This is a genomic window from Mycolicibacterium arabiense, from assembly GCF_010731815.2.
GTDB lineage: Bacteria > Actinomycetota > Actinomycetes > Mycobacteriales > Mycobacteriaceae > Mycobacterium > Mycobacterium arabiense.
Genome location: NZ_AP022593.1, coordinates 4,798,868 through 4,814,131, shown reverse-complemented (window position 1 = coordinate 4,814,131; position 15,264 = coordinate 4,798,868). Strand labels below are relative to the sequence as shown.

The 15,264-nt window shown below is 68.8% G+C and carries 19 protein-coding genes; 4 read left to right on the top strand and 15 right to left on the bottom strand.

All coding sequences use genetic code 11. The features are described from left to right. Positions 1–65: 65 nt before the first annotated feature. The 4 genes from G6N61_RS30990 to G6N61_RS24830 form a co-directional block, all read right to left on the bottom strand. Positions 66–572: a UCP032817 domain-containing protein gene (locus G6N61_RS30990; protein WP_235887293.1), complete on the bottom strand. Its 507-nt coding sequence runs from the start codon at positions 570–572 to the stop codon at positions 66–68. Positions 573–931: 359 nt separating this feature from the next. Further along, positions 932–1,477: a chromate transporter gene (locus G6N61_RS24840; RefSeq protein ID WP_163922513.1), complete on the bottom strand. Its 546-nt coding sequence runs from the start codon at positions 1,475–1,477 to the stop codon at positions 932–934. Continuing rightward, complete coding sequence (locus G6N61_RS24835) at positions 1,474–2,034, bottom strand: chromate transporter (RefSeq protein WP_163922510.1); 561 nt, start codon at positions 2,032–2,034, stop codon at positions 1,474–1,476. Before G6N61_RS24835 ends, G6N61_RS24840 begins: the two co-directional genes overlap by 4 nt. Then, the gene (locus tag G6N61_RS24830; protein WP_163922507.1) at positions 2,027–3,025 is read right to left on the bottom strand and encodes a phospholipase D-like domain-containing protein; all 999 of its coding nucleotides are present in this window, start codon (positions 3,023–3,025) and stop codon (positions 2,027–2,029) included. Before G6N61_RS24830 ends, G6N61_RS24835 begins: the two co-directional genes overlap by 8 nt. A 114-nt stretch (positions 3,026–3,139) precedes the next feature. Between G6N61_RS24830 and prrA the strand changes: the two genes are divergently transcribed. Both prrA and G6N61_RS24820 read left to right on the top strand, forming a co-directional pair. Next, positions 3,140–3,859: a two-component system response regulator PrrA gene (gene prrA / locus G6N61_RS24825; protein ID WP_198339363.1), complete on the top strand. Its 720-nt coding sequence runs from the start codon at positions 3,140–3,142 to the stop codon at positions 3,857–3,859. A gap of 5 nt (positions 3,860–3,864) precedes the next feature. Further along, positions 3,865–5,217: a HAMP domain-containing sensor histidine kinase gene (locus tag G6N61_RS24820; RefSeq protein WP_163922501.1), complete on the top strand. Its 1,353-nt coding sequence runs from the start codon at positions 3,865–3,867 to the stop codon at positions 5,215–5,217. Here the strand turns inward: G6N61_RS24820 and arfC are convergent. From arfC to G6N61_RS24800, 4 genes are read right to left on the bottom strand one after another with little or no spacing between them, the layout of a single operon-like run. Further along, the gene (gene arfC / locus G6N61_RS24815) at positions 5,214–5,618 is read right to left on the bottom strand and encodes a channel accessory protein ArfC, sunset domain variant (protein WP_163922498.1); all 405 of its coding nucleotides are present in this window, start codon (positions 5,616–5,618) and stop codon (positions 5,214–5,216) included. The two genes, G6N61_RS24820 and arfC, sit on opposite strands and share 4 nt — an antisense overlap. Further along, a complete protein-coding gene (arfB, locus tag G6N61_RS24810) occupies positions 5,615–5,770 on the bottom strand; it encodes a channel accessory protein ArfB (protein WP_170314490.1) in 156 nt (51 codons plus the stop codon). The genes arfC and arfB overlap by 4 nt, the downstream gene beginning before the upstream one ends. 9 nt (positions 5,771–5,779) lie before the next feature. Then, positions 5,780–6,373, bottom strand: a complete 594-nt coding sequence (arfA, locus tag G6N61_RS24805; RefSeq protein WP_163922495.1) for a channel-forming protein ArfA/OmpATb — start codon at positions 6,371–6,373, stop codon at positions 5,780–5,782. Between the two features lie 12 nt (positions 6,374–6,385). Beyond that, positions 6,386–6,697 (bottom strand): FKBP-type peptidyl-prolyl cis-trans isomerase, encoded by a 312-nt coding sequence (locus G6N61_RS24800; RefSeq protein WP_163925092.1) that lies wholly within the window; start codon positions 6,695–6,697, stop codon positions 6,386–6,388. Between the two features lie 87 nt (positions 6,698–6,784). Between G6N61_RS24800 and G6N61_RS24795 the strand changes: the two genes are divergently transcribed. Next, on the top strand, positions 6,785–7,033 hold the full coding sequence (locus tag G6N61_RS24795) for a DUF2630 family protein (protein ID WP_163922492.1): 249 nt from the start codon (positions 6,785–6,787) through the stop codon (positions 7,031–7,033). A 2-nt stretch (positions 7,034–7,035) separates the two neighbouring features. Then, positions 7,036–8,592: a phytoene desaturase family protein gene (locus tag G6N61_RS24790; protein WP_163922489.1), complete on the top strand. Its 1,557-nt coding sequence runs from the start codon at positions 7,036–7,038 to the stop codon at positions 8,590–8,592. Here G6N61_RS24790 and G6N61_RS24785 read toward each other — a convergent pair. The 7 genes from G6N61_RS24785 to pdxH form a co-directional block, all read right to left on the bottom strand. Beyond that, positions 8,589–9,008, bottom strand: coding sequence for a MarR family winged helix-turn-helix transcriptional regulator (locus G6N61_RS24785; protein ID WP_235887292.1), 420 nt, complete (start codon positions 9,006–9,008; stop codon positions 8,589–8,591). The genes G6N61_RS24790 and G6N61_RS24785 overlap by 4 nt on opposite strands. Continuing rightward, positions 8,998–10,458: an MFS transporter gene (locus G6N61_RS24780; RefSeq protein ID WP_179973520.1), complete on the bottom strand. Its 1,461-nt coding sequence runs from the start codon at positions 10,456–10,458 to the stop codon at positions 8,998–9,000. The genes G6N61_RS24785 and G6N61_RS24780 overlap by 11 nt, the downstream gene beginning before the upstream one ends. A gap of 70 nt (positions 10,459–10,528) precedes the next feature. After that, positions 10,529–11,830, bottom strand: coding sequence for a citrate synthase (locus tag G6N61_RS24775; RefSeq protein ID WP_163922486.1), 1,302 nt, complete (start codon positions 11,828–11,830; stop codon positions 10,529–10,531). Positions 11,831–11,892: 62 nt separating this feature from the next. Next, the gene (locus G6N61_RS24770) at positions 11,893–12,573 is read right to left on the bottom strand and encodes a TetR family transcriptional regulator (RefSeq protein WP_163922483.1); all 681 of its coding nucleotides are present in this window, start codon (positions 12,571–12,573) and stop codon (positions 11,893–11,895) included. Beyond that, positions 12,566–13,234, bottom strand: coding sequence for a TetR/AcrR family transcriptional regulator (locus G6N61_RS24765; RefSeq protein WP_163922479.1), 669 nt, complete (start codon positions 13,232–13,234; stop codon positions 12,566–12,568). The genes G6N61_RS24770 and G6N61_RS24765 overlap by 8 nt, the downstream gene beginning before the upstream one ends. Positions 13,235–13,268: 34 nt before the next feature. Next, the gene (locus G6N61_RS24760; protein ID WP_163922476.1) at positions 13,269–14,543 is read right to left on the bottom strand and encodes an MFS transporter; all 1,275 of its coding nucleotides are present in this window, start codon (positions 14,541–14,543) and stop codon (positions 13,269–13,271) included. Positions 14,544–14,545: 2 nt separating this feature from the next. Next, a complete protein-coding gene (pdxH, locus tag G6N61_RS24755) occupies positions 14,546–15,220 on the bottom strand; it encodes a pyridoxamine 5'-phosphate oxidase (RefSeq protein WP_163925089.1) in 675 nt (224 codons plus the stop codon). Positions 15,221–15,264 lie beyond the last annotated feature (44 nt).

The window sequence follows — 15,264 nt, the reverse complement described above, 5'->3', positions numbered from 1 at the left end:
CACCGTAAAACCTCAACAATTGATGAGGTCAAACCATTTCCTGACCTCATACAGCAACGAACGGTTTACCCGCGTTCGGTGCGGTTCAGACGAAGGTGCCGATCTTGTTGGATGGCTGCGACCCTCTCAGGATCGATACCCCACGGGTGATCGACTCCGACGTGACGGTCGAGATCCCACATGATGCACCTCTCGCCCGGCGCGGACACCATGGACCACGCGACCACGGTGCGGCGGAGTTGCTCGGACATCGGGTCTGGGTCGACCCCGGGTAGCGAACCACCTTCAGGGTGGTGGTGGAGGAACTGGCCGTACGCCGTCCGGCAGAACGCTGCGTATCTCGCGGTGCAGAGGATGAGGCCGTGCCATGCCTCGTCGATTGCGCGCGATGGCATCCCGATTACTTGACCGTCGTGAAGCGCCGGGGCGCAGCACCTGAGCCACTGCCGCAATCCCATCTCCACGAGATCGCGAGGTTGCCACGGACACGTCTTGAACACGGCAGGGGGGAGTTCGAGCGACGCAACCGCGGCGTTCGCGCGATCCCAACGACCCTTCCGGCGGCCGAGCACGTTCCTACTCTAGGCGGCGCGCACGAGGCGTCGTATCATCCGCTCATGGATGCAACCACTCTCGGGTGGGTCATCGGAATTGGGACCATCGCAGCGGTCGTCGCGTCGTTCTTTGCCATCAATAGGTGGGTGAAGCGCCGCACGGCGCGTTACTGGCAAGCCGGCAGGGACAGCGCAGCGTATGGCGGCGGAACCTCCTACGGCCACGGAGACCATGGCGTTTCCGGTGGCACCTCCGATGGCGGCGGATCAGGAGGCTGCGGGGGCGGGTCCAGCTGCGGGGGTGGCTGCGGCGGCGGGGGTGGCTGCGGCGGCGGGGGCGGCTGCGGCGGCGGGGGTGGAGGCTCCTAACCCGCGGTTCAGACGAACCCGAGGTAACCGATCACCCCGGCACCGGCGACCACCAGCAGGGGGTTCAGCTTGGTACGGACGAAGATCACCGTGCACACCGCGGTCAGCAGGTACGCCCGCCAGTCGTGATCCGCCGCGCGGCTCATCACCAGCGATGACGCCAGGATGAGCCCGACGGTCAGCGGAGCGAACCCCTTCTCGACCGCGATCCGCCAGCGCGACTCCTCCGCCCGCTGCCAGAACAGCGTGATGGCATAGACCAGCGACGCGGCGGGCAGCACCATAGCCACCGTCGCGACCACTCCGCCGAGGATGGCGCCGGGCACGCCGCCCACCTCCAGGCCGGCGGCATAGCCGACCATCCCGACGATCAGGATGCTCGGCCCCGGCGCGGTCTGCGAGATGGAGAACAGGTCGGCGAACTGGCCGTTGCTCAGCCAGTGGTGCTGGTTCACCGCACGCAGGTGCATCTCGGGCAGCACTGCGTTGCCGCCGCCGATCGACATCAGCGACAGCGAGCCGAACAGCACGATCAGCTGGAGGTAGGTGCTCACGTCGCGGGCGCGGAGCGGTCCCTGGGCCAGGCCCACAGCAGCGCCAGCGGCGCGACGATCGCCAACACGCCGAGCAGCGGCCAGCGCAGGATGCCGTTGAGGACGAAGGCCAGCGCGAACAGGGCGACCGGGATTACGCCGGTCAGGCAGTTGCGACCGGTCTTGATCACCATGGCCACCGTCAGCGCGACCGCGGCGGCCGATGCGCCGTGCAGCACCCCGGCGACGGCAGGCACCTCCTTGAAGCGGAAGTACAGCCACGACAGGAACAGCACGATCGCCAGCGGCACCACGCACAGCCCGAGCACGGCGGCCACCGCGCCGGGGACGGCCCGCATCTTGGTGCCGACGAACACCGCCATGTTCACCTGGTTGGCGCCGGGCAGGATGCGGCACATCGTCATCGCCGAGAGGAACTCCTCCTCGCCCAGCCACTGCTTCTCGACGACGAGCACCTCCCGCGACCACGCCGACAGGCCGCCGCCGAACGAGGCCAGCGCGATGTGGTTGAACGTCCAGGCGACGTCGAACAGGGAGGGCGGCCGGTCCTCACTCATGAACGAGCGTTGAGTCCGACGGGAAGTCCGACGCGTCCTCGTCGTGGTGTTCTTCGGGGTGCAGCGGGTCCGGCGGCGCGTAGTGGTGCGACAGTTCCCAGTCCTCGTCGAACACGGCCTTGAGCCGCTCGACGATCAGTGGGTCGGACGTCGTGATGCCGAGTTCGCGACGGAGGTCGAAGGCGCTGCGGTCGATGTTCATCGAGCCGACGAGTGCGCGTTCGTCGTCGACGATGATCAGCTTGGCGTGCACCCGCAGGTTCTTCTGCTTGTGCACCTTCACCCCGAACCGGCGCAGCGTGCGCAGCGAGGCGAACGTGTCGAGCACGTCCCACTCGCTGATGCCGTGCCTGCCGCCGCAGAGGACGTGCACCTTGACGCCGCGGTCGGCGGCGGCCGCGAGGTGGTCGAGGATCACCGCGTCGACGTACTTGGGGTGCTGCACGTCGATGCGCTTGGTGGCCGTGTCGATGAAGCGGGCCATGTGCAGACGCGAATTCGCGTTGCTCCACAGCAGGCCGTGGCAGGGCGACGGCTGCCAGTCCGCCTCGTTCCAGTCGGCGTCGAAGACCTCCGTGATCTGGGCGACCTGGGCCGGATCGACGGTGACGACGCCGTAGTCGCGTGTCCGGGTGAAGTACTTCTCGCACAGGTTGAACGTCGCGACCAGGGCTGCCGTGCCGTCGACGACGATCGACTTCTCGTGGGTGACGTAGAACAACGGGTTCGCCCACTTGACGTCGATGCCCGCGGCGCCCAGCCGTCGATGCGTCTCGTCGTTGGCTCGGTCGCCGCCGGATCGCTTGGCGTTCAGCATGACCCGCACGTCGACACCGGCACGCCTGCGCTCGATGACGGCCTCGATCAGGGTCTCGTCGGTGAACGTGAACTGCTTGATCAGCAGCGTGCGCTCGGCCGAGGCGATGAACGCCCGCACCGGTTCGACGCCGTCGTCGGGCTCGACGATCACACCCGCAGCGTTCGGTTGCACGACTCACGAAGCTAGCAGTGCAGACGTGGTTTCTGCGCTTCGAGCGCGCAATCGCGGTTTGGTGTCACCTGGCGTTCACGCGCCTACCGCATCGCGGGAGGGGTATCGGGCAAGATTGGCCGCATGGACTCTGGCGCAGGGAGTGGCTCGTCTCCCCGGGTACTCGTGGTCGATGACGATCCCGACGTGCTCGCGTCGCTGGAGCGTGGGCTGCGGCTGTCCGGATTCGAGGTGTTCACCGCCGTGGACGGCGCCGAGGCGCTACGTAGTGCGACCGAGACGCGACCCGATGCGATCGTCCTCGACATCAACATGCCCGTGCTCGACGGCGTCAGCGTCGTGACGGCGCTGCGCGCGATGGACAACGACGTGCCGGTCTGCGTGCTGTCGGCGCGCAGCTCGGTCGACGACCGCGTGGCGGGGCTGGAGGCGGGCGCCGACGACTACCTGGTGAAGCCGTTCGTCCTCGCCGAGCTGGTGGCACGGGTCAAGGCTCTGCTGCGCAGGCGCGGATCGACGGCCACCTTCTCCTCGGAGACCATCTCGGTCGGACCGCTCGAGGTCGACATCCCCGGCCGCCGCGCGCGCGTCAACGGCACCGACGTCGACCTGACCAAGCGCGAGTTCGACCTGCTCGCGGTGCTCGCCGAGCACAAGACGGCCGTGCTCTCGCGGGCACAGCTGCTCGAGCTGGTCTGGGGTTACGACTTCGCCGCCGACACCAACGTCGTCGACGTGTTCATCGGGTATCTGCGCCGCAAGCTGGAGGCGGGCGGCGCTCCGCGGCTGTTGCACACGGTGCGCGGCGTGGGCTTCGTCCTCAGGCAGCAGTAACTGGGGTGAACGTCTTCTCGCGGTCGTTCAAGCGCACTCCGTCGCTGCGGACGCGCGTGGCGTTCGCGACGGCCATCGCCGCGGCGATCGTGGTGGGCATCGTCGGCGCGATCGTGTGGATCGGCATCACCAACGACCGCAAGGAGCGGCTGGACCGCAGGCTCGACGAGGCGGCGGGCTTTGCGATCCCGTTCCTGCCGCGCGGTCTCGACCAGATCCCGCGTTCACCGAACGACGAGGACGCCATCATCACCGTCCGCCAGAACGGCGAGGTGACGTCGAACACGACCGTCGTCCTGCCCCAGCTCGAACCCGGCTACGCCGACACCTACGTCAACGGCGTGCGCTACCGGGTCCGGACCGTCGACATCCAGGTGCCCGGGCCGGACCCGACCTCGATGTCGGTGGCGGTGGGCGCGACGTACGACGCGACGATCTCGGACACCAACAACCTGCACCGGCGGGTGATCATCATCTGCTCGTTCGCGATCGGCGCGGCCGCGGTGGCGGGCTGGCTGCTGGCGGCGTTCGCGGTGCGACCGTTGAAACGGCTGGCGCAGCAGACGCGGGCCATCGACGTGGGCGGTGACGAACCCGACGTCGAGGTGCGCGGCGCCACCGAGGCGGTCGAGATCGGTGAGGCCGTTAACGGTCTCATCCAGCGGATCTGGGACGAACAGGACCGCACCAAGAACGCACTGGCGTCCGCACGCGACTTCGCGGCCGTGTCGTCGCACGAACTGCGGACGCCGCTGACCGCGATGCGGACGAACCTCGAGGTGCTCGACACCCTCGACATGTCCGACGATCAGCGCAAGGAGGTCATCGGGGACCTCGTCCGTACGCAGACCCGCATCGAGGCGACGCTCGCGGCGCTCGAGCGGCTGGCCCAGGGTCAGCTGACCACGTCGGACGACCACGTGCCCGTCGACATCACCGAGCTGCTGGACCGCGCGGCGCACGACGCGATGCGGGTCTACCCCGACCTCGAGGTGTCGCTGGTGCCGGCGCCGACGGTCATCATCCTTGGCCTGCCCGTCGGTCTCCGGCTCGCCGTGGACAACGCGATCGCCAACGCGGTCAAGCACGGCGGCGCGACGCGGGTGCAGTTGTCGGCGGTCAGTTCGCGCGCCGGTGTCGAGATCGCGGTGGACGACGACGGCGTCGGCGTTCCGGAGGAGGAGCGCACCGTGGTGTTCGACCGGTTCTCCCGCGGCTCGACCGCGTCGCACTCGGGTTCGGGACTGGGCCTGGCGCTGGTGGCGCAGCAAGCGGAACTGCACGGTGGGACGGCGACGCTGGAGTCGAGCCCGCTGGGCGGGGCGCGGATGCTGCTGCGCCTGCCCGGGCCGTCCTAGCTAGAGAAGCCCGCCCGTTCGGCGGCCGTGACGTCGCTGAAGAACACGTCGGCGACCAACTCCTCGTAACCGGCGCTGCCGGGCGCGTGCAGGGTCGTCGCTCCCTCGTCGATCTTGACGGGATAGCCGACCGGAGCGTCGGCCGTGCCGATCGCCAGGCGCACCGACCCGGGACCGTAGGGCTCCACGACGTCGGACTCCTCGGCCTCGTGCGAGTCGCCGGTGACGTCGACCCGCCTCGGCGTCTTGGGTTGAGCCGCATCGAGAATCGCGGCACCCGCACTGATGCGGGGTTCGTGGACCGGGACCTCGCGCCGGACCCGGCGCACCATCAGCGCCCACGTCAGCGCGGCGCCGAGCACGAACGCGACGGCGAACAACCACCAGTTCGGTCCGGTCACGATCGGTCCCTCGGCTCGCGGGCGCCCGGCATGGCCTCGAGCGCCTCCTGCTCGCTGACGTAGCCGATCGTCACGGCGGCCACGATCCAAGCGGCCAGCGAGCCGAGCAGGAACGCTGCCAGGTACCAGAGCCACTGAATCACGAAGTCCATCGGTGCTCCTCAGCCGACTCGGATGTCGTTGACGACCCGCGTGCCCGGCCACGCGTCGCCGACTGCAGACGTGACGTCGGCCTTCTGCTTCTCGGACTGCGCGGTGCCGGTGACCCGCACCGTGCCGTTCGCCAGTCGGAGGTCGAAGCCGGTGACGTCGGGTGTCACGCTGAACACCCCGCCGAGCAGCGCGGCGTCGGGCGCACGCACCTTCGGGTTGACCTTGATCTGATCGACGACCGTGGCGCCGGGCAGCGCGAAGCGGATGGCATCGACGAGTTCACGCTTCTGGTCCTCGGGCATCTCTCCGCCGAGGGTGTAGCCGTTGCCGGTACGCGCCATCGAGAACGCCCCGAACGGCCCAGCGGGCGGCACGGACGTGGTCGTCATCGGCGCCGGCGTGGCGGTGGCACTGGGCACCGGCGGCGGCGCGGACGGTTGTGCCGCGTCATCCGACCCGGCGGAGCCGGCCCAGCCGATCACCGCGAGCACCAGCGGGACGATCATCGCCGCGAGCACCCAGCGCAGGCCCGGCGGCCTGCGGTAGAGCTTCGACTCCGGCCGCCAGTCGCCGACGACGCGGTCCTCACCGCTGTCCGACACGGGCGCCCTCTGCTAGCGGACGTCGAGCAGATCGATGACGAAGATGAGCGTCTTGCCCGACAGCCGGTGCCCCGAGCCTGCCGGGCCGTAGGCCTGCGCAGGCGGGATGACGAGCTTGCGCCTGCCGCCGACGCGCATGCCAGGGATACCGTCCTGCCATCCCTGGATCAGCCCGCGCAGCGGGAACTCGATGGACTCGCCACGGTTCCAGGAGCTGTCGAACTCCTCGCCGGTGTCGTACTCGACGCCCACGTAGTGCACCCGGACGTTGCCGCCGGGCACGGCCTCGGCGCCGTCACCCACCTCCAGGTCGGTGATGACCATCTCGCTGGGCGCGGGGCCGTCGGGGAATTCGATCTGAGGTTTCTGGTCGCTCGCCACGACTCAACCGTAGTCGGGCAGACTGAACGCATGGACAAGGACCACGACATTCTCGGCCGCGTCGACGAACTGGTCGCCGAGGAGCGCGCGCTGCGCGAGAAGCTTCAGCACAAGGACATCGACGAGACCGAGGAGCACCAGCGGCTGAAGGCCGTCGAGGTGCAGCTCGACCAGTGCTGGGACCTGCTGCGCCAGCGCCGCGCCCTGCGCGAGTCAGGCCAGAACCCCGACGACGCCAGCGTGCGGCCCGCCGGCACGGTCGAGGGCTACCTGAACTGATCGTGCGGCACGACCGGTACGACGCCGTCGTCGTCGGTGGTGGGCACAACGGTCTGGTGGCCGCGGCCTATCTCGCCCGCGCGGGCAAGCGGGTGTGCGTGCTCGAACGTCTCGACCACGCGGGCGGTGCCGCCGTCTCGGCCCACGCCTTCGACGGCGTCGACGCGCGCCTGTCGCGGTACTCGTACCTCGTCACCCTGCTGCCCAGACGGATCGTCGACGACCTTGGCGCCGACGTCCGGTTGGCTCGGCGTGAGTACTCGTCGTACACGCCGAACCCCGCCGACGGCGGCAGCACCGGCCTGCTGATCGGCGCCCAGAGTTCATTCGACGCGATCGGCGCCGGCCGCGACGCCGAGGCGTTCGCCGACTTCTACCGGCGTTGTGCCAAAGTGACGCAACGGCTTTGGCCGACGCTGCTCGAACCGTTGCGCACCCGCTCGCAGGCGCGCACGCTCGCCACGGGCGACCTAGGCACCGACGCGACGTGGTCGGCGCTGATGGATCGCCCGATCGGCGAGACGATCACGGCGGTGGTGGCCGACGACGTCGTACGCGGCGTCATGGCGACCGACGCGCTGATCGGCACCTTCGCCCGCACCGACGAACCGTCGCTGGTCCAGAACGCCTGCTTCCTCTACCACCTGGTGGGCGGCGGAACGGGCGATTGGGACGTGCCGATCGGCGGCATGGGCGCCGTCAGCGGGGCGCTCGAGGCGGCGGCATCCCGGTTCGGCGCCGAGATCGTCACCGGTGCCGAGGTCTTCGAGGTGTCGCCAGACGGTGACGTCTCCTACCGCGACGCCTCGGGCGAGCACCTGGTGCACGGCGACGTGGTGCTCGCAGGCGTCACCCCCACCGTGCTGGCCGGGCTACTCGGCGAGGCCGCACCGGACTCGGCACCCGGCTCGCAGGTGAAGGTCAACCTGATGCTGTCACGGTTGCCGCGGCTGCGCGACGGTTCCGTGCGCCCGGAGCAGGCTTTCGGTGGCACGTTCCACGTCAACGAGACGCTGTCGCAACTGGACTCGGCCTACGACGCGGCGTCGGCGGGCAACATTCCCGACCCGCTGCCGTGTGAGATCTACTGTCATTCGCTGAGCGATCCCAGCATCCTGTCCGATGACCTGCGACGCTCGGGTGCGCAGACGCTGACGGTGTTCGGGCTGCACACCCCGCACCACCTGGTCGCCGGGCGCCAACCCGACGGGGTGCGCCGGGTCCTGACCGATGCGGTGCTCGAGTCGCTGAACGCCGTTCTCGCCGAGCCGATTCAGGACGTCATCCTGACCGACCGCCACGGGGCGCCGTGCATCGAGACCAAGACCACGGCCGACCTGCAGGACACCCTGGGCATGACGGCGGGACACATCTTCCACGGTGGCCTGTCGTGGCCGTTCACCGAGGACGACGACCCGCTGGACACGCCCGCGCGCCGGTGGGGCGTCGCGACCGGTCACGATCGAATCATGCTGTGCGGATCGGGGTCTCGCCGCGGCGGGGCGGTGTCGGGCATCGGCGGCCACAACGCGGCGATGGCGGTGCTCGAAGAGGTCTAGCCCGCCGTCAGCTTGGCCAGGACGTCGCGCAGCGCCCGCAGGTCGTCGTCGCTCAACGCGGCGATGGACGGCGGCGCGGGATCCTCCACGCGGTCGATGCGGGCGACGACGTCGCAGCCCGCCTGGGTCAGCGAGACCAGCTTCGAGCGCCGGTCGGCCGGGTCGGGTGTGCGGACCACGAGACCGCGGTCCTCGAGGTCGTTGATCGCCACCGTCGCGGCCGGGGCGTCCATCATGGTCGCCTCCGCGATCTCGCGCAGCGACATGGCCTTTCGCGCCAACCGACGTAGCACCCGGATGCGGCTGAACGGCAGGCCGGAGGTCTCGATGACGTCGCGCTTCCACCCGTCGCGGTTGTCGAACACCACGGCGGCCATCGCGCGCCACACGTCGTCGGCGAGTGGGTTAGCGGACACGCGCGTCCTCCTCGGCGGTCGTGGACTTGCCCGCGATCAGCGGTGCCAGCCGCTCGGCGGAACGCAGCGCCCGCGGTGAGGTCGACAGGACGCCGATGCCAAAGACCACGACACCCAATGCGACGCAGACGAACCACAGTGGCCGCGCCGCCGACGCGAAGTCGATGCCGGCGCCGGACAGCGCTCCCCCGGCCACCGATCCGCACAGCGCCACGCCGATGCTCACGCCCACCTGACGACTGGTCGACGTGACCGCGGACGCGGCGCCCGCCCGGTCCAGGGGCATGCCGCTCACCGCGGCATTCGTGATGGGCGCGTTGACCATCGAGAAGCCGATGCCGAAGACGGCGAACAGCACGACCAGTTCCCACACCGGCGTGGTGGCGGTCAGGAAGGTCAGCATGATCGCCGACGTCGTGATCAGCACTCCCGCCGTCAACAGGGATGGCCGCGCGCCGTAACGACCCACCAGGCGGCCGGACAGCGGCGAGAACACCAGTGCGCCGATGGCGATGGGTAGGTAGATCAGACCGGTGTGCATCGCCGAGTAGCCGCGTTCGCCCTGCAGGTAGAGCGACATCATGAACAGGAACGCACCCCACGCCGCGAAGGCGCAGATGGCGGTCACCGTCGCCCCCGTGAAGGGGATGCTGCGGAAGAAGCGCAGGTCGATGAACGGGTCGTGCCGTCGCCCTTCGTAGCGGACGAAGGCGGCCAGCGCGGCGGCGGCCACCACGGCGATCGCGATGACCAGCGGGTGAGACCAACCCAGGCCGGGGCCCTCGATGAGCGCGAACACCACGCCGAACAGGAACACCACCGCCAGCGCCTGGCCGATCGGGTCGACGTTGCGCATCGTCAGCGACTTGGTCTCGGGCACGAAGACGGCGGTCAGCACGATCGCAAGGGCGCAGATCGGCAGGTTGATCCAGAACACGGCCCGCCAGCTCACCGTCTCGATCAGCAGACCGCCCACGACCGGGCCGAGCGCCATCGAGATGCCGACCACCGCACCCCAGAAGCCCAGCGCGCGAGCGCGCTCCACGCGGCCGGTGAACACCTGCGAGATGATGGACAGCGCAACGGGATTCAGCATGGATCCACCGACCGCCTGGAGCAGGCGGGCGACGATCAAGGTCTCGATGTTGGGTGCGAGGCTGCACAGCAGCGACCCGACGGCGAAGACCGTCAGGCCGATCTGGAACACCCGCCGCCTGCCGAACCGGTCGCCCATGGCCCCCGAGAGCATGAGCAGCGACGCCAGCACCAGGGTGTAGACGTCGACGATCCACTGCAGCTGCGACGACGAGGCGTGCAGGTCGTCGCGGATCGCCGGGATCGCGACGTTCACGATGGTGGCGTCCATCGACACGATGAGCAGGCTCAGGCAGCAGGACACCAGGACGATGGCCTTGCGCCTCGGCGTCAGCGTCCCAATGGTTTCATTCACACAACCATTGTGGATTTACAACTATCTAGATCGCAACCAGGTGTGGCCGAACAGACACCAACTCGCGGGGCTAGCGGCCGCCAATGTCGGCGTAGTCGCGCTCGGTGTACCCCGTGTAGATCTGACGCGGGCGGCCGATCTTGCTCGGCTCCTCGTGCATCTCACGCCAGTGCGCAATCCAGCCGGGCAGCCGGCCGAGCGCGAACAGGACCGTGAACATGCGCGTCGGGAAGCCCATCGCGCGGTAGATCACGCCCGTGTAGTAGTCGACGTTCGGGTAGAGCTTGCGCTCGACGAAGAAGTCGTCGGTGAGCGCGATCTCCTCGAGTTCCTTCGCGATGTCGAGCAGCGGATCCTGTATGCCGATCTTGGCGAGGATCTTGTCGGCCTGCTCCTTGACGATGCGGGCGCGCGGATCGTAGTTCTTGTAGACCCGGTGCCCGAAGCCCATCAGCTTCACGCCGTCTTCGCGGTTCTTGACCTTCTTCACGAAGGTCGCCACGTCGTCGTCGCCGTCGCGGATCTTCGACAACATCTCCAGCACAGCCTGATTGGCGCCGCCGTGCAGCGGACCCCAGAGCGCGTTGATGCCGCCCGAGATCGAGGTGAACAGGTTCGCCTGCGACGAGCCGACCAGGCGCACCGTCGACGTCGAGCAGTTCTGCTCGTGGTCGGCGTGCAGGATCAGCAGCATGTCCAGCGCCCGCACGATCTCGGGGTCCACCTCGTAGGGCTCGGCGGGGAAGCCGAACGTCATCCGCAGGAAGTTCTCCACCAGCGTCAGCGAGTTGTCCGGGTACAGGAACGGCTGGCCCTCGGACTTCTTGTACGCGTACGCGGCGATCGTCGGGAGCTTGGCGAGCAGGCGGATGGTCGAGAGTTCGACCTGTCCCTTGTCGAGCGGATCCAGCGAGTCCTGGTAGTACGCGCTGAGCGCGTTCACCGCGCTGGAGAGCACCGGCATTGGGTGCGCGTTGCGGGGGAAGCCGTCGAAGAACCGCTTGAGGTCCTCGTGCAGCAGGGTGTGCCGCTGGATCTGGTTGGTGAACTTCTCGAGCTGATCGGCCGTGGGGAGTTCCCCGTAGATCAGCAGGTAGCTCACCTCGATGAAGGTCGACTTCTCGGCAAGCTGCTCGATCGGGTAACCGCGGTAGCGCAGGATGCCCGCGTCGCCGTCGATGTAGGTGATCGCACTCTTGGTCGACGAGGTGTTGACGAACCCGCCGTCGTACGTGGTGTAGCCCGTCTTGGCCAGCAGCGATCCCAGCGCGATCGCGTCGGATCCCTCAGTCGCCTTGACGATGTCCAGGTCGATTTCGCCGCCCGGGTAACGGAGCGAGGCGACCTCGTCGGAACTGGCGTTTTCGGGCACGTTAACCCCTTCTACGGTTGTCGACCGGATCTAGGCTGTCCGTCACCACAGAAAGGTAGTCGCTATGCCCCGGGCGCGCTCGTGTGGGGTTGGCTCTCGGGGTCCTGCTGCCCGGCCGACGGCTGCCAGGTCCGGCGGAACACTTCGACGGTCGCGCACAGGCGATCACGGATGATCTTGGGTTCGATCGGGTCGTTGCCCGGTCGGCCGAGGCCGGCGAACGAGTCGGAGAACAGGATCGCCCACGTATCGGTCACCAACGTGACGGCCCGGTCGCCGTCGGGCACGCCCATCCGCCGCGCCATCACGCCCATCGTGGCCTTGTTCGTGACGTCGTGCCGCAACGCCAGCGCCGACGCCCGGTAGGACGTCGAGCCGTTGATGATGCGGATGAGCATCGCCATCCGGCGGAAGCCGGGCGTCTCGTCCTCGTCCTCGCCGGTGAACACCTCGAGGGACGCACCGAGCAGCGCCTCGTACTCCGTGATGCCGAGCGGCTGCTTCTCCATCGCCTCGGCCATCAGGTCGTCGAGGTCGTCGGTGATCGCCGCGACCACCGACTCCTTGTTCGGGAAGTAGCGGCTGAACGTGCGGGGCGCCACGTCGGCGGCCGCCGCTATCTGGTCGACCGTGGTCTTGTCGAACCCCTGCCGCACGCACAGCTCGGCCGCCGCCTCGATGAGCGCCGCGCGGGTCCGACGTTTCTTCCGTTCGCGCAGCCCGTCGAGCGGCAGGTCAGTCATGCTCCAGGTCCGGATCCGTCGGCCGGGGCAGGTCCGCGGCGAACATCGCCACCTGTTCGAAGGCGTCGTTCAGGCGGTCCACCATCACCTGGGGTCCGAGGCGCACGGTGTCGGTGTCGGTGATCAGGTCGCCGCAGGCGGTGACGATCGTCGAGGCGAACACCGCGCTGACGAGCCGCCTGCGCCGGTCGTCGATGTCGACGCCCATCCGCTTGGCGATCAGTACCTCGGTGGCGTCGTGCTTGAAGTCGAACGCCGCCTGCTTCAGCGCATCCGAGGCGTTGATGACGCGCAGCATGAGGATGATCCGGTCGGTGGTCAATCGGCCCACCTGACGCTTCGCGACGCGGGTCAGGACGGCGACGTGCGCCTGCCGCTGCGCCTCGAGCGGGCCCACCTCCGCGGGAATGGTCTCGAGTTCGACCGCGACCTCGTCGGAGTAGTCGGAGATCAGCGTCAGGAACACCGCGTCCTTGGTCGCGAAGTAGCGGCTGAACGTCCGCGGCGACACGTCCGCCGCAGCCGCGATCTGCTCGACGGTCGTGCTCTCGTAGCCATGCTTGAGGCAGAGGTCCATGGCGGCATCGATGAGCGTGGCGCGGGTGCGCTGCTTCTTGCGTTCACGCAAGCCGGGGACGATGTCCTCCGCCAGTTCAGACACGCGCGAGATCGTAATCCGGCTAGATGTGATTTCCCTAAGTCGTCAGCCCGGATACGCGATACCGCACGAAGGCGGGCACCGCGAGCGTCGCGATCATCACGCCCACCACGACCAGGGCGCCGCCCCCGGCTGCCGCCGCGGTGGTGCCGACCGCGGCCGCCGCGGCACCGTGCAGTGTGTCGGCCACCCGCGGGCCGCCCGCCACCACCACGATGAACACCCCCTGCAGCCTGCCGCGCAGTTCGTCGGACGCCGCCTGCTGCAGGATCGTGTTCCGAAACGCCGACGACACCATGTCCGCGGCCCCGCCGACCACCAAGAACGCCACCGCGAACCAGAGCAGCGTGCCGGCACGGCCATCGCTGAAACCGCACGCCAGGCCGAAGCCCACCATCGCCGCGCCCCACACCACGATCGCGATCACCACCGCAAGGCCCTGGCGACGGATCCGCGGCAACCAGCCGGAGAACACCCCGCCCGCGACCGCGCCGATCGAGATGCCCGCCGCCAGCAGCGCCATCGTGGTGCCGCCCTCGATCGGACCGCCGAAGCTCTCGTGCGCGATCTGCGGGAACAATGCCCGCGGCATGCCGAAGATCATCGCGATCAGGTCGACGACGAACGACATCAGCACCACCGTGTTCCCGGCGAGGTACCGGAGGCCGTCGAGGACTGCGCCGACGCCCCAGCGCGACGACCCCCGTTCCTGTGACGTCGCGGGGATGCGGCGCAGGCGGTACGTCGCCCAGATCGGCAGCACGCACGTGACGGCGTCGATCAGATACAGGGTGGACAAGTCGACCCAGCTCAGCATGATGCCTGCCAGCAGCGGCCCCACGATCGAGCCGAACTGCGTCACCGTCATGTTCAGCGCATTGGCCGCGGGCAGCTGGTCACCGGGCAGGATGCGCGGGATCGCGGCCGCCCTGGTCGGCGAGTTGATGGCGTAGAACGCCTGTTGAAAGGCCAACAGGCACAACACCAGCCAGACGTTGTTCACCCGAAGTGCCGCCTGCAACCACAGCAGCACCGAGGCGACCGCCAGCCCGCAGGAGGCGATCACCAGCAGCGTCCGGCGGTCCATCGCGTCGGCCAGCGCGCCACCCCACAGCCCGAACACGACGAGCGGCACGAGCGCGAAGACGCCGGCGAGGCCGACGTACGCCGAGTTCTGGGTCAGCGCGTACAGCTGAACCGGAACCGCGAACAGCGTCAGCCCGGCGCCGATGACGGTGGGGATGCCTGCCCACCACAGCCGCGCGAAGTCCTGGTTGCGCAGGGGTGTGGTGTCGGCGAACAGCCGCGCCACGGTTAAGGCTGGAGGCGGGTGACTCGGCCGCCCGCGACGTGAATGCGGTTGTGCAACCGGTTCTCCCGGCCCTGCCAGAACTCGATCTCCTCGGCAGCGACGTGGTAGCCGCCCCAGTGCGGCGGCACCGGGACGACGTCGTCGTCGGCGAACCGGGAGGTGACGTCGGCCAGCTGCGCGAGCAGCGCCTCCCGCGAGGCGATCGGGCTCGACTGGTGCGAGGCCCACGCCCCGAGCTGAGACCCGCGCGGGCGCTTGGACCAGTACTCGGCGGTGACCTCCGGAGCGACCTTGGTCACCGTGCCGCGGACGTGGACCTGGCGGCCCAGCCCATACCAGGGGAAGGTCGCCGACGCCTGAGGGTGGGTGCGCAGCTGTGCGCCCTTCGCGGAGTCGTAGTTGCTGTAGAACACGATGCCGGTGTCGTCGACGCCCTTGCACAACACCGTGCGGGTGACGGGCCATCCCCGCTCGTCGACGGTGCCGACCACCATGGCGTTGGGCTCGACGACCCCGGCCCGCTCGGCGTCGGCGATCCACGTGCGCAACAACGTGATCCACCCGGTCGCGGGATCGTCCCCGAGCCAGTCGACGTCGAGGTCGGCACTGCCGTCCTTCTCCACCGAGCCGTACTCCACCCGCATCCTGACCAGGTGTTCGCGATCGTCGTCGGGCATGGCTTTCGACACCCACCAGACGCTACGCCCGCACGTTCGCCAAC

Coding starts and splice junctions, on each gene's coding strand:
- G6N61_RS24835 (WP_163922510.1), bottom strand. CDS start 2,034: ATGAGTGAGGACCGGCCGCCCTCCCTGTTCGACGTCGCCTGGACGTTC.
- arfB (WP_170314490.1), bottom strand. CDS start 5,770: ATGGACTTCGTGATTCAGTGGCTCTGGTACCTGGCAGCGTTCCTGCTC.
- G6N61_RS24800 (WP_163925092.1), bottom strand. CDS start 6,697: ATGGTCATCACCGACCTGGAGGTGGGTGACGGCGCCGAGGCCGTGCCC.
- G6N61_RS24795 (WP_163922492.1), top strand. CDS start 6,785: ATGGACAAGGACCACGACATTCTCGGCCGCGTCGACGAACTGGTCGCC.
- G6N61_RS24770 (WP_163922483.1), bottom strand. CDS start 12,573: ATGACTGACCTGCCGCTCGACGGGCTGCGCGAACGGAAGAAACGTCGG.
- pdxH (WP_163925089.1), bottom strand. CDS start 15,220: ATGCCCGACGACGATCGCGAACACCTGGTCAGGATGCGGGTGGAGTAC.